Raw genomic sequence first — 12,919 nt, 5'->3', positions numbered from 1 at the left:
AGATCGCCCGATTGGGACCCTTGGGGGAGGGGGCATGACCGCATGGCTGGTGGTGGGGCTGGCGCTGCTCGGGGGCGCGTGGTGGTGGCGCTCGCGGCGGATGATCGCGTCGGAGGACGGCATCAACTTCGTCCCGACGGGCGACCCCGACATGGCGCGCGCGATAGGGAAAGCGCGCGAGGACTTCCACTTCTTCGTCCAGCGCCTGCGCCGCCCGCAGCCCGGCGACGAGAACTTCGCGATCAAGGCCGGCGTTACCCATGAGGGCAATGTCGAGCACCTGTGGCTGACCAACGTGCGCGTCGACGGCACCGGCTTCGAAGGCGAGATCGCCAACGACCCGCAGGTGGTGCCGCTGAAGCTCGGCGATCGCTGGCGCGGTGGCCTCGACCAGCTCAGCGACTGGACGTTCTTCAGCGAAGGGCTGATGCAGGGCAACTTCACGCTGCGCGCGATGCTGCCGCGCATGCCCAAGGCGCAGCGCGAGCAGGCGCGGGTGATGTTGGAGCAACGCTGGGATACGCGCGAGCTGGTGCACCTGCCGTGGCCGCCGGATGCACCGATGCCGGGAGCACCGCTGACCGTCGAGCACAGCCACGGCGACCGCGTGCTGATGGAAGGCATCGGCGCCCACCTGGAAACGCACCTGGGCCGCATCCCACACGTATTCCACGAGATCGTCTCGCCGAGCGCGCACATCGATCTGTATCCGTATCCGGCCACGGCCGATCGTCCGTTCCACATCGTTGCGACCACCGGCATGGCCGAGCGGGCGATGCAGTTGCCGGAAGGCAGCCGCAGCGATGCCTGGATCGAACTCGTGCTGCTGCTGCCTAGCGATTGGCCGCTCGATCGCGAGTCGTGGCAGGAGGACGAGCGCCACTGGTGGCCGCTGCGCTGGCTCAAGCGAGTGGCGCGGCATCACTATGAAAGCGGGCGCTGGCTCGGCGAGGGCCACGTGCTGACGCACGGCGAGGAGCCGGCACCGATCCATCCCGACTTCGCCTACGACAGCGTGCTGCTGGCGCGTCCGCGTGCGCTGCCGGAGAGTTTCCAGCGCACCGTGCTGAAGGACGGCCGCAACGTGCGCATGCTGTGCCTGTACTTCCTGACGCCACAGGAGCGTGAGGATCTCGAGGAGCGCGGCTGGGAGGACTACGCCAGCGAGATCGAGGCCGATCGCCTGTCGTTGTAGGTGATCCGAAATGCATGGCCCGGGTAAGGCGGAGGCCGCGCCCGGGACATCCAGGTGACAAAGACTCATGGGGTGCCGCGAAGCCGCGTTGCAGCGGCGACGCATTGGATCAGTCCCCGTGCCCGTTCACCGTTCGTCCTGAGCGTACTGCGCAGCACCGAAGTCGAAGGATGAAACGGTGAGGGCAACCGTCGCCCTTCGACTCCGCTTCGCTACGCTCAGGACGAACGGTGCAGCTTGCCCGCTGCTGGACGCCGTCAATCCGCCGAGTAGAAGAACTGCTCGTGCACGATCTTGCCGTCGCGCACGCGGTACACGCAGATCTCCTGCATGTTCACGCGGCCCATGCCCTTGAAAGTCGCGTCCATGCCCATCGCGACGCTGAACCAGTCCGCCGCGATCACCGGGTCGCCGCAGCTGGCGCCGTGGAACTCCTCGATGCCCTCGGCGAATTTGCGGCCCTTCTCGTAGATCGCCGGCAGGCCCTCGGCGTTGCCTATCGCTCCCGGCGGCGCCCACACGGGCTCGATGCTGACGGCGTCGTCCGCATACAGCTCGCGCTGCGCCTGCTCGTATTGTCCCGTCCTGCACAGTTCGACCAGGCGCTTCGCAACAGCTTCGGTATTCATCGCAATCTCCAGGGGTGAGGTTCGAACAGCATGCGCCGCGCTGCTGACAGCGCGGTGGCAGCAGTCCCGATCGGTCTGTTGGCGCGCGGTGTGCCGGCCGCCGGTGCCGCCGGTCAACGCCCGTGCTAGCTTGCGGCGCGCACAGGCTATCCGGGGTGAAGAATGGGTGTGACACGCGGGGCGTCGATCGGGGCACGTTGGAGCATGGTGCTGGCGGTGCTGATGGCGGGCGCCGCAGCCGCCGCGCCGGCGGCAAAGGACGCGGGAGCGAAAGCGTTCGCCTCGGTCGACCCCTTCATCGGCACCGGTGGGGAAGGACACACGTTTCCCGGCGCGGTCGTGCCGTTCGGCATGGTGCAGTTGAGCCCCGACACCCAGATCAAGCCGCGCAAGGAGGCCTACGGCTGGGCCGCGGGTTACCGCCACAGTGACAGCACCATCGTTGGCTTCTCGCACACGCATTTCTCCGGCACCGGACATTCCGACCTCGGCGACGTGCTGATCATGCCGATCTCCGGCGACGTGAAGCTCGAGCGCGGCGCCGCCGCCAAACCCGGCAGCGGCTATACCTCTCGCTTCAGTCACGACGGCGAAGTCGCCGAGCCCGGCTACTACGCGGTGACGCTGCAGGATTACTCGATCCGCGCCGAACTCACCGCGACCGCACGCGTCGGCATGCACCGATACCGCTTCCCGAAAGGCAAGCCTGCGCACGTGCTGGTCGATCTGCGCACCAGCATGTACGACTACCCCGGCAAGGTGCTGTGGTCGCGGCTGCGCCTGCGTCCCGACGGCACCGTCACCGGCTACCGCGAAACCCGTGGCTGGGCGCCGGGCCGCCAGCTGTATTTCGCGATGCGTTTCTCGCGTCCGGTCAGCGGACATCAGTTCCACGACACCGAGCAGGACTTGGTCTACAAGGGTTTTCCGCCGCCGGGCGAGAAGGAGCCGCGTCAGCGTGCACAGATCGAAGGCCGGCAGCTGGTCGGTGCATTCGATTTCGCCGACGCCTCGGGCGAGTCGCTGGTCGTGAAGGTGTCGATCTCGCCGGTCAGCGAGGACAACGCGATCGCCAACCTCGATGCGGAAGTGCCGGGCTGGGATTTCGACGGCGTGCGCCGCGACGCCAAGGCGCTCTGGGCCAAGGCGCTGGGCGCGGTCGACATCGACGCGCCAGAACCGATGCGACGCAGCTTCTACACGGCGCTGTACCACACGCTGATGGGCCCGAGTCTGTTCATGGACAGCGATGGCCGTTACCGCGGCCCGGACAACGCCGTGCACCAGGCCAAGGGATTCACGAACTACTCGACGTTCTCGCTGTGGGACACCTACCGCGCGCTGCATCCGTTGTTGACGCTGGTGCAGCCCGAACAGCGCAACAGCGACTTCGTCAACTCGCTGCTCGCCTCGCGCCGCGAAAGCGCGTACGGCACGCTGCCGGTGTGGTCGTTCCACGGCCTGGAGACGTGGTGCATGGTCGGTTACCACGCCGTGCCGGTGATCGCCGACGCCTACATGAAGGGCATCGGCGGCTTCGATGCCGACGAAGCGCTGCAGGCGATGGTCGCGAGCGCCAGCTATGGCCCCTACGACGGTGTCGCACAGTACATGCAGCTGGGCTACGTGCCGATCGACGAAGAAGGCGAGGCCGCATCGAAGACGCTCGAATACGCGTTCGACGACTGGACCATCGCGCGCATGGCCGAAAAGATGGGTCGCGCCGACATCGCCGCGCAGTTCGGCAAGCGCGCGGCGAACTGGCGCAACGCGTTCGATCCCGCAACCGGCTTCATGCGCGCACGCACCCGCACCGGCAGCTTCCGCGAGCCGTTCGATCCCAGCGCCAGCGGCTACGGCACCGACTACACCGAAGGCAACGCGTGGCAGTACTCGTGGTACGTGCCGCAGGACGTCGCCGGCCTGGCCGACGCGCACGGCGGCGAGGACAAGCTGATCGCGCGCCTGGACCAGGTGTTCGACGCCAAGGTCGATCCGAAGATCTTCGAACACATGGAAGACATCACCGGCCTGATCGGCTGGTACGCGCACGGCAACGAGCCCAGCCACCACGTCGCCTACCTCTACGCCTACGCCGGTCAGCCGTGGCGCACGCAGGAGCGGTTGGGCCAGATCATGAAGACCCAGTACGCGCCGCGCCCGGACGGCCTGGCCGGCAACGACGACCTGGGCCAGATGTCGGCCTGGTACGTGTTCACCGCGCTGGGCTTCTATCCGGTCGCGCCGGGCAGCAACGAGTACATCATCGGCCGCCCATTCCTGCCGCGCGCCACGCTCAACCTGCCCAACGGCAAGCGCTTTACCGTGGTCGCCGAAGGCCTGGACGACACCCACCCCTACATCGGCCGCGCCATGCTCAACGGCCAGCCGCTGGAGCGCGCGTACCTGCGCCACGAGGAGATCATGGCCGGCGGCGAGCTGCACTTCATCATGCAGGGCGGGGCTGACACCAGCTGGGCGACGGCCGCGGACCAGCGCCCGTACTCGATGTCGCGGCCCTGATCCTGCCCGGCAGGCTGGTACCCGGTGCCCGCACACCAGCGGGCGCCGCCACCGCCGCGACTGATAAAATGCCGCGGCACGGGGGCCTATAGCTCAACGGTTAGAGCAGGGGACTCATAATCCCTTGGTTCCAGGTTCGAATCCTGGTGGGCCCACCACATCGGCGTCTAACGTTGTCCAGGTTGGTCCAGTTATCGGCAAAAAACCCCGCAAATCGCGGGGTTTTTTTGTGCGTGCAAGTCCGTGGTTGTCCAGTTGAATCCGGCAAAAAAGTGAGTCAGGCTGTGAGTCAGAGGTCGGCGCTGGGGTCGCTGACTCACAAATGGCTGACTCACATGCTCACCGACACCAAGATCCGGACACTCAAGCCGCGCGATACTGCTTATCGCGTCGCTGACACCAACGGCCTGTGCATCGAGGTGCGCCCGAGTGGCGCCAAGGCGTGGCGGTACCGATACCGCTACGCCGGCAAGCCGAGCATCATCACGATGGCGGAGTACCCAGCCATGGGGTTGGCGGAGGCACGCGCCGAGCGAGACCGCCTGCGTGCCTTAGTAAAGGGCGGAGGAAATCCCGCGAACGCCGCCAGGATCGAGCGGGCCGCGAAGGTCGAGCAGGCGGAGACTACGTTCGGCGCCATCGCAGCCGAGCTCCTGGCCAAGCGTGCGAAGGAAGGGCTTAGTCCTGGGTCGGTGAAGCGAGAGCGCCGGCTGATTGAGAAGGACATGGCGGTAATCAGTGGAATGCCGATCACTGAGGTGACCGCACCGCTGCTCCTGGCATCACTGCGGAAATTGGAAAGGCGGGGCGTGGTCGAAACGGCCCATCGGGCTCGATCGTTCGCCGGGCGTGTCTTTCGGTACGCCATCGCAACGGGTCGGGCGGAGAGCAACCCTGCCAACGATCTCGCGGGGGCGCTTGAGCAACCGCAAGTCAAGCACTTTGCCAGCGTGACCGACCCCGCGAAGATCGGTGACCTGCTCCGGGCCATGTACTCCTACCAGGGGTCGCCGGTGACCGTGGCGGCTTTGAAGCTGGCGCCCATGCTGTTCGTGCGGCCAGGTGAATTACGGAAGGCGCGTTGGAATGACATCAATCTAGACGCGATGGAGTGGCGCTTCACTGCCAGCAAGACCGGGACGCCGCACATCGTGCCGCTGTCATCCCAAGCCGTAGAAATTCTGGAGGATCTGCGCCCGCTCACGAGGCGGAGCGAATTCGTCTTCCCCGGGGTCCGGAGTGCAAAGCGGCCCATGAGCGAAAACACCATCAACGCCGCGTTGCGCTACCTTGGGTTTAATGGCGACACCATCACCGGGCACGGGTTTCGGGCTATGGCGCGGACGGTCCTGGATGAAGTGCTGGGTTTTCGGCCGGACTTCATCGAGCATCAGTTGGCTCATGCGGTGCGTGATCCGCTTGGGCGCGCGTACAACCGAACCGCGCATCTGACCGAACGCAAGAAGATGATGCAGGCGTGGGCGAATTACTTGGACGGTCTGAGGCTCAATAACAACGTGGTGTCGATGATTGGTGGGAGCCGCCGTAGACAAGGTAAGTCACTATGATCCAGTTCGTTGGCATCGATCCCGGCGGTGAGTCGGCAATGGGCTGGTGCGTCATTACGGTCCGCGATGCCGGCGTTCATCTCGATTCGGGCACCTGCACTGGTGCAGACACCTGCCTGAACTTGATTGCGTCATGTGTTGACGGATCGCCTGTGTCTGTGGGAATTGATGCGCCGCTGTATTGGACCTACGACGGCGATCGAGTATCCGATCGTAGAATCCGGGCCGCTGTAGCCTCCGCTGGGGGAAGCAGCGGGACTGTCAATCACGTGAACTCGCTGCGTGGGGCCTGCCTAGTGCAAGGGATATTGGCAGCGGTTGCGATTGCCCAACGCTGGCCGTCGACGCGCGTGACGGAGGCCCATCCCAAGGCGCTCCTGCGGGTATGGCCGGAGGCGGATGCCTTCGTATCGAAACATCCTTTCAGGACAGATCATGAGCGCGACGCAGCGCTTGGCGCCTACGCCGCGAAGGCGTACCACGAGCACTCGCCTGGGTGGGTAGACTGGATCTCGCGGGAGAGCAACGTGTTCCTGCCTAGTGGTCGACCGGTCGCATACTGGTTTCCGGAGTGTCCCGAAGGTCATCGCCGCGGTTAGCGCTTTGGTGCGTTGTCATGATGCGTGGAGGCGGCAGAGCCTCCGCTTCTGGCCGAAAGGTGGACTGTCGCCCTCCACAGGGAATAGACTGATCCAGGCGCCCGCCCTGCTTGCACACGAGCAAAAACAGGCCTGATCCCTAGATCGATTCGACTTCTGGCCCGGCTGCCGGGGATTTAAACGTGTGCGCCTGACCCGGATTGGCTGGGCCATCGAGGGCGAGTCATGATCATCAAAGAACAAGCCTACCGTGCACATGCGTTCCTGCGGGCACGTGGCGTTACGTCACTCAAGCGCAGCTACATCCATGAGCTGCTAGCTGCCGCGGTGGGATATTCCACCTATGCCGCGTTCCAATTCGACGCCACTTGGTGCGAATTGCCGTTCAGCCTTACCGGCATCAAGCCTGATGACGGCGCCTTGGAAGCGCGCTGCGCGGCGCTGGGCATCCCAGCTGACGAAGGCAGGCTGATCGTCGATGCTCTACCTAAGTTTCAGCTCGAGGCCGGCCATGCACTGATTCGATTCGATGCGCTGATTGACGCGTTCGATTGGGATGGGGGCGGCACCGACGCGAGTGAGTGGGTCTGGGCGCACATAGTCGAGCCTGCGCACGCCGGCGTGGCCTTCTACTTCGAACACCACCGTGAGTTGCTGTACGGACTGGAGGCTGCCGCGAGGCGCGGAGTTCCAGCCGCACACCTCGCGATAGCGAAGCTGCTTGAGTCAGAGGTGGCGCTGTTTGGCGACGAAGAAGAACGCCTGCGGTCCCAGGTAAAACGCGAGGGCACATGGACGAGCCCCTTCGTGGGCTTTGCGGAAATCGAAACAAGCCTGCTGCGATTGGAACATAAACACCGCCATCATTTGCTCGCCGCGGCTCGAAGCGGTGATATCCGCGCGTTGATGGAGACCGCCGAACGCTATGGCGACCCGGCGATTCTCGAGCTGACACCATCGCCGACTATGGACCCAATGAGATTGGTTGCCGTCGCCGCGGAGCACGGGGACGACGAGCGGGTTCGCTATTGGCTCACAATCGCCGCACAGGAAGGCGACATTGGCGCCATGCGCGAGTTGATTCTCGACCATGGCGAGCCAGCCGACCAAGCCTGGGTGTGGATGTACCTCTCCCGCCTGCTTGGGCGTGACCTCAGCCAGGACCGCTTCGAGGCCATCAACGAAGATAGCACGCTCTACGATGATGATATCGGCGGGCCAGCCTACGTCGGTGGCGACGAAGGGATCTACTTGGACCCCCTCCCGGCTAACGCCGATAGGTCCGCACGCCAGACGGCCACGCAATTCTTTGCTCGAATCAACGCTCTGCGTGACTGCATCTGACAGCGGTCCCTTGGAACACAAGGACGCCGGCCATGCCGGCGTCCAATCGGACTTGCCTCAACCGGTCAGTTGATCTGCTCAAGCTCGAACGCGTAACGCCTTGCGTGCAGATGCAATTGGTACGCTGGAATCCTTTGCTCTCGCTGCTCTATCGCGGCGATGAGACGCTCCCTATTCTCCGGGGTGATTTGCAACCCGAGATAGACTGCTTTCAGTGCGGATGGTGGAAACGCTAGCAGGCCGGGAGGGGTTTCGTGTCGAAATACACGAACCTCTTGTTCACCCCGCCAATGGCTCGATTTCGTGAAGATCGACCCTTCTACGTAGTGCCATGCGGCGTCCCGGTCCTCCATCGTATCGACGGCTAAGTCGATCTCTGGACGTTCCTCGGAGTACTTGACCGGCATAGGCACGGCGTCTTCAGGCCAATCGCCATCAAGCTCGAACGCCAGGCAATAGCCCTTGTGATCGTCGGCATACTGTGCCCACATGCGCGGGTCATCCCACACTCTGTTGAAGCAGCAAACACTCGAGTGATCAATGGCTGCCTGCATGCCGAGGCGAAGGGCCTCGTACATTTCCGCCGAACCGAACTTTCCATCTCTAGCCGCGTTTCTCGCGGTCACGGCGTGAGGATGGTTTGCGGAGAGCCCGCGTCGTTGAATCATAGCCTCAGTGCGCTGGACGGCTTCGGCGACAGATATGTTCGACATGACCAAGTTTGGCCTGCAGTCGAACGGATCATTGAATGCCCTTGGATTTCCACACCAGAGTTGAGAGTCGCAAAGGATTCGCTCCGGTTCTCGCTTGTGCTCCTCGTTCTCGGAAAACCGAAAATGACGGAAGCGAAACATCATCTCGCTATCTCGTAGATCGTTCATTGATGTCATTGACTACAGAATAGGTCGCTAGATGCCATTCGAGCCATCTTCAGATCCGCGACACCGCAATGTTGCAGGCTGTATACCGCGCAAACCGATGCTGCTCAGGTGTCCAATCTCTTGGCATGCACTCGCCGAGTCCTTGCCTTTCAAGTTCTTTGTGTTCCTCGTGCGTAACCCATGCGAGCAGCGTCCAGTCACGGATAACCTGGGCGGCCTGCCAAGCCCGTGGATGTTGCCGAAAGTGTGCGATCACTTCAGGAGTGAGCCAGTTCGCGTTCTTGTTCGAGTCAACCAGTGAAAATGCTACCAGCTCCTGGTCTCGCGTGGCCCTCAGCTCGTCCAGCACGAGCGTACGAACTAAGTTGGCCGGAATGACATGCTCCTTGATGAGGCCGCACTTCCCCCATGGCTTCCCCTGAGCCTCGCGTTTCGTTCGCGCTTTGTCGCTCGCGTACTGCACACCGTTCTTGCCTGTCGCGCAGATGGTCGCCATGCGCACAGCCCGCAAAGCGTGTCCTTTTGTCGCCGTGGTATCCGGCAGCTCGTCAATCAGTTTCACTGCTACCTGGCAGTGCCAAAAGAAGTTTGTGGTCTCCGCAGCAGTTGTTCCCACAGGGGTCCTCATGTTTCAGGAAGGTCAGGCTCGCAGACCGCATCAGTCTAAGGGAAGGTTGCTGCCGCTAGAGCCCACGGGGCAGCTGTCTGGCGATTGGGCTTGCGGCGATTCGTGCTCACGAATCGACCAAGCGCGAACTCCGTCAGGCGCGGCAGCCTGGCCGACGATGACCGCGACGGGAAAAAACTGGTTGGCACGCGAATAGGCCCGAAAGCTCCGTAGGTCTTGGTTGGACAACTTCGGATACGCCTCTGCATGCGTGTGCCAGACGCCGACGCGCAGCAATCCTCGGGACTGCCAATGCGCTGCCTCGGTTTCGCAGCGCATCGGGTCAAGTTCGAGCCAAGTATGGCCGGCGCGGTCACGTGGGTGCGGCAGTGTGGCGACAGCAAGCACCGGCGCGCCCGTTCCACGCGGATCAGCGAACAGTTGGCCGCCGCATTCGCTGTCCAGCGGCCCTTGTCGGTGCCCGGTCAGCACCCGCACGACTTCAGGACTCACATCGAGGGTGACGTCCAGGCTGGGCCACCACCAACGCCAGGCTGACACTATGATCCCGGCCAAGGCTGGACCTGCGTCCATTGCGTGTAGCCTACGGGCGGAGCAGGACCGATATAAGTGCCGCCCATAGACGTGATGCGCTCCACTTCACTGACCGTGGTGTGCCACGCAGGTTCAGTAGGAGGCTCAACAAGCGCGCGAACTACAGCGTTCGCCACCAATGAAGCATTCACGCCCATGGCCAATGGCCCCGCAGGCACGTAGCCAACGCCGCAGGCTGGCAGCGGCACCATGCCGCGATTGGGCCACAGTGTGTACTGGAAGCGGAACGTACCATCCATCTCGAACAGTGGCTGGGCATCGAATGATCCCGGTGGCGCGACCAGCGCATGGCCGACGCCACCGCCCGGTTCCGCCCAGGCCTGCACCATGATCCAAGCAGCCGACTTGCGGCGCTTGTATTCCCACAGCACCGCCTCGGAGTCCAACTCCCCGGTGGTCACCAACACGATGTCGACCTTGTCGAATAGTTGTGGATCCTGCATGGCCTCCTGTAGCGATGCCGCGATGGAAGTCACGCGTGCCGTGACGAAGTCCTTCTGCAGCTCCGCGGCCAAGGCGTGTGCCTTGAACTGGCCGACCGCCTGGGCGCCGAGCTCATGGCGCCCCAGATTGCTCACACGCATCCGCTTAGGGTCGACCAGCGTCAGCCGACCCACGCCTGCACGCAGCAGGTGCCGCGCGATCGGGCTGCCCAGCGATCCGACGCCGATCATCAGAACGTTCGCCGCGCGCAGGCGGGCCAAGCCCGGCTCCGGGTTGCGAGAGAAGATTTCATCTTCCGCCACCACATCCACCGCGCACAGGCCCAGCTGTGCCGAGGCGCCTCGTGCCACCGCGCTTGGAAGGCGACGGCCCGCACGGCGCCCGTACGCGGGATGGTGTTGGGCGTTGACGTCACCCGCGCGCAGAACGATTCCGAGTACCTGCGTGGGCGTGGTGTCTGGCAGCTCAAGCAACAGCCAGCGCACGGGCAGGCCCGCGGTACGCGTGGCCCATGAGCGTAGTTGCTCAGCGTCCGCCGCTGACAGCCATTGCGCCACGGCTTTCAACACCGACGCGGCGGTCGGGGGGCGGGGCGAGGGCCAATGCGTGAGCTTCGCGTAGAACCCGGCAGCGGCCGGTGCACGCATGCGCTCGCGGCGGCCCGTGCGCAACTCGAGACTGCGCGCCAACTGATCTTGATCGCAAGACAACAGCGTCGCCGGCATCGTGCTGCGGCGGCCCGAATCCGCGAACGCCCATAGCGCCGTGCTGTGCTCGGGGCGCGAGGGCAGGTGCGCTGCGCGCGAATCAGGCCTCATCGCCCGGCCCCAGTATGTGGCGAGCTCGCGCTGGAATTCCGCCTGGCGCTCGGCTTCCGGCGTGCTCGGCATTGCCAGTTTCACAACGCGCGAGAAGCGCGCCACGCACTCTTCAACCAGTGCTTCAGGCTCGCGCGAGGCCGGCCCCTCGCCGACGCCGAACAGGCATGCCATGTCGCCCAGGACGTGGGGCCATTCCAGGTCGGGCGAGGGCATCACACGGAAGGCGAGGTCGGCGTCCGGGAACCCGATAGGAAAGCTAACGTCAACAGCCCGATCTTGCCCCAAGTAGTCGGCGGGCAAGGCGAGGCGGAAGCGCGCGACTTCGCCGCGCAGTGTCGCCCGGCGCGAGAGCAAGCCCTCGCGATCGGGATCCAGAAGTGCGAACAGCCGCTCGATGCCCCGGTCGAGCGCTGTGTTGCTGGCGGTGCCGTCAGCCAAGGCGACCCACCGATTGCGCCGTGGCCGTCGACACGCCGGTGGTGGTAGCGCCCGCGCCAAGCAATTTGGCGAGGGTAAGCGAGCGCTGCGTCGTGCCCAAGGCCCGGCCAGGTAGCGTGCCCGGCAAGGTTTCGAGCACGCCCTTAATCAGCGTGCGCGGGACGCCGAAGCGCTCATTCATTCGGGTCTCGAATGCATCGGCTGAGCCCAAGTCCTGCAGGCCCAGGCGGATATCGGCCTTCGCCGCCGCGTGCCAGGCGTAGAACGCGGCCGCGTATGCATCGCCTTCGCCATTGGGACGGTTCCACTTCTCGGCGAAGTTTTCGTCCAGATTCCTCGGGTTCAAAACCTGATAAGTACCGCGACTGCCCCGGATGAATTGCGGCATGGCATCGACTAGGGCGAGAAGCGCCTCAATTGGCTGCATGGGGGCGTTGCGTGACCGCGCCACCACCGACTCGTAGGCCTTGGTGGCGAGCGTGGTAATGACGGCCGAAATCGGCCGGTCGTCGATTCGATTCTCGCGCATGGCCCACAGGTCGCGATTGCGCTTGAGCAGCTTGATCGCGGCGCGTAGCGGGTTGGCGTCGATGTAGTCGTCGTAGTCTGGCATGTCCTCCTGGCTCGCCTTGGCCACAACCATGTGTTGTTTCCGCAGCAACTCCGGGCGGGCAACGGTAATCACTTCGTCGCTGACTTCTTGCAGCCAGAGCGAGTACGGGCGTGGGCTGCTGTCCTTCCAGCCCGCATGGCGGTCGGCCACCAGCAACTGGCCATGGCCGTGCGTGTCGACATTGCGGTGCGCGTTACGCGCGGGAGTCACGTCGATGTGGAATCCCGGCCTCTCGTCCGCATAGACGATGCGCACGCCGCGTCGCAGCTGTTCGACCTTGGCCGTCACGCGGGTCCCGGCGGTCAGTCGCCGCTCAAGCGCCTGCAAGACCTCCAGGCCGGTTGCATGGGCAGCGTTGGGGAGCCAGACGATCGCATCGGCGTCGATCGTGGCCAGTTTCTTGGGGGCGTCGGGCGGCGGGCACGTCGTGGTGCGCAAACCGACTGACCCCTGCACGAAGACGTGTGCGTCGGCGAGCAACGGCTCGTCCGGCGTATTGAGGATCTTCTCAATCTGCCCGTAACGATCCTCGATCGTCACGTACTGCGGCTCGGACAGCGACATTTCTTGAGCGGCCCGGAAGAGCAGGACCTCCCAGCTCTCCAGTTGCGACGGGTCATGCGTGGTCACGGTGTCGGGCTC

Annotated in this window: 11 protein-coding genes and 1 tRNA gene; 6 read left to right on the top strand and 6 right to left on the bottom strand. The window is 64.3% G+C overall.

The features are described 5' to 3' along the window. Positions 1 to 34 precede the first annotated feature (34 nt). Positions 35 to 1,195, top strand: a complete 1,161-nt coding sequence (locus IU514_RS03010; RefSeq protein WP_194929607.1) for a suppressor of fused domain protein — start codon at positions 35 to 37, stop codon at positions 1,193 to 1,195. A gap of 257 nt (positions 1,196 to 1,452) precedes the next feature. On the opposite strand, the gene IU514_RS03005 is transcribed toward IU514_RS03010, so the two are convergent. Next, entirely contained in the window at positions 1,453 to 1,824 is a 372-nt protein-coding gene (locus tag IU514_RS03005; RefSeq protein WP_194929606.1) for a nuclear transport factor 2 family protein, read from the bottom strand. Between the two features lie 162 nt (positions 1,825 to 1,986). On the opposite strand from IU514_RS03005, the gene IU514_RS03000 reads away from it, so the two are divergent. From IU514_RS03000 to IU514_RS02980, 5 genes are all read left to right on the top strand, one after another. Further along, positions 1,987 to 4,347 (top strand): GH92 family glycosyl hydrolase, encoded by a 2,361-nt coding sequence (locus tag IU514_RS03000; protein ID WP_228760460.1) that lies wholly within the window; start codon positions 1,987 to 1,989, stop codon positions 4,345 to 4,347. Positions 4,348 to 4,429: 82 nt separating this feature from the next. Beyond that, positions 4,430 to 4,505 (top strand) — tRNA-Ile (locus tag IU514_RS02995). Positions 4,506 to 4,682: 177 nt separating this feature from the next. Further along, complete coding sequence (locus IU514_RS02990) at positions 4,683 to 5,915, top strand: tyrosine-type recombinase/integrase (RefSeq protein WP_194929605.1); 1,233 nt, start codon at positions 4,683 to 4,685, stop codon at positions 5,913 to 5,915. Then, positions 5,912 to 6,514: a DUF429 domain-containing protein gene (locus IU514_RS19195; RefSeq protein ID WP_194929604.1), complete on the top strand. Its 603-nt coding sequence runs from the start codon at positions 5,912 to 5,914 to the stop codon at positions 6,512 to 6,514. Before IU514_RS02990 ends, IU514_RS19195 begins: the two co-directional genes overlap by 4 nt. A 225-nt stretch (positions 6,515 to 6,739) precedes the next feature. Then, positions 6,740 to 7,858 carry a hypothetical protein gene (locus IU514_RS02980; protein WP_194929603.1) on the top strand — a complete coding sequence of 373 codons (1,119 nt, stop codon included), beginning with the start codon at positions 6,740 to 6,742 and terminating at the stop codon, positions 7,856 to 7,858. Between the two features lie 65 nt (positions 7,859 to 7,923). On the opposite strand, the gene IU514_RS02975 is transcribed toward IU514_RS02980, so the two are convergent. The 5 genes from IU514_RS02975 to IU514_RS02955 all read right to left on the bottom strand — a co-directional run bounded on the left by IU514_RS02975 (position 7,924) and on the right by IU514_RS02955 (position 12,907). Beyond that, positions 7,924 to 8,715 carry a DUF2971 domain-containing protein gene (locus tag IU514_RS02975; RefSeq protein WP_194929602.1) on the bottom strand — a complete coding sequence of 264 codons (792 nt, stop codon included), beginning with the start codon at positions 8,713 to 8,715 and terminating at the stop codon, positions 7,924 to 7,926. A 73-nt stretch (positions 8,716 to 8,788) separates the two neighbouring features. Then, positions 8,789 to 9,301, bottom strand: coding sequence for a hypothetical protein (locus IU514_RS02970; RefSeq protein WP_194929601.1), 513 nt, complete (start codon positions 9,299 to 9,301; stop codon positions 8,789 to 8,791). A 96-nt stretch (positions 9,302 to 9,397) separates the two neighbouring features. Then, the gene (locus IU514_RS19190) at positions 9,398 to 9,940 is read right to left on the bottom strand and encodes a Mov34/MPN/PAD-1 family protein (RefSeq protein WP_386760305.1); all 543 of its coding nucleotides are present in this window, start codon (positions 9,938 to 9,940) and stop codon (positions 9,398 to 9,400) included. Further along, on the bottom strand, positions 9,907 to 11,664 hold the full coding sequence (locus IU514_RS02960; RefSeq protein ID WP_194929599.1) for a ThiF family adenylyltransferase: 1,758 nt from the start codon (positions 11,662 to 11,664) through the stop codon (positions 9,907 to 9,909). Before IU514_RS02960 ends, IU514_RS19190 begins: the two co-directional genes overlap by 34 nt. Continuing rightward, complete coding sequence (locus tag IU514_RS02955) at positions 11,657 to 12,907, bottom strand: nucleotidyltransferase domain-containing protein (protein WP_324187771.1); 1,251 nt, start codon at positions 12,905 to 12,907, stop codon at positions 11,657 to 11,659. Before IU514_RS02955 ends, IU514_RS02960 begins: the two co-directional genes overlap by 8 nt. Positions 12,908 to 12,919: the final 12 nt, after the last annotated feature.

This window comes from Lysobacter niastensis (assembly GCF_015453285.1).
Lineage (GTDB): Bacteria > Pseudomonadota > Gammaproteobacteria > Xanthomonadales > Xanthomonadaceae > Lysobacter_J > Lysobacter_J niastensis.
This window is presented reverse-complemented; position numbering and strand designations above follow the sequence as displayed.

Excerpts from the sequence above, each read along its gene's own strand:
- IU514_RS19195 (WP_194929604.1), top strand. The coding sequence starts at position 5,912 with ATGATCCAGTTCGTTGGCATCGATCCCGGCGGTGAGTCGGCAATGGGC.
- IU514_RS03000 (WP_228760460.1), top strand. The coding sequence starts at position 1,987 with ATGGGTGTGACACGCGGGGCGTCGATCGGGGCACGTTGGAGCATGGTG.
- IU514_RS02980 (WP_194929603.1), top strand. The coding sequence starts at position 6,740 with ATGATCATCAAAGAACAAGCCTACCGTGCACATGCGTTCCTGCGGGCA.
- IU514_RS19190 (WP_386760305.1), bottom strand. The coding sequence starts at position 9,940 with ATGGACGCAGGTCCAGCCTTGGCCGGGATCATAGTGTCAGCCTGGCGT.
- IU514_RS02975 (WP_194929602.1), bottom strand. The coding sequence starts at position 8,715 with ATGATGTTTCGCTTCCGTCATTTTCGGTTTTCCGAGAACGAGGAGCAC.
- IU514_RS02990 (WP_194929605.1), top strand. The coding sequence starts at position 4,683 with ATGCTCACCGACACCAAGATCCGGACACTCAAGCCGCGCGATACTGCT.
- IU514_RS03010 (WP_194929607.1), top strand. The coding sequence starts at position 35 with ATGACCGCATGGCTGGTGGTGGGGCTGGCGCTGCTCGGGGGCGCGTGG.
- IU514_RS03005 (WP_194929606.1), bottom strand. The coding sequence starts at position 1,824 with ATGAATACCGAAGCTGTTGCGAAGCGCCTGGTCGAACTGTGCAGGACG.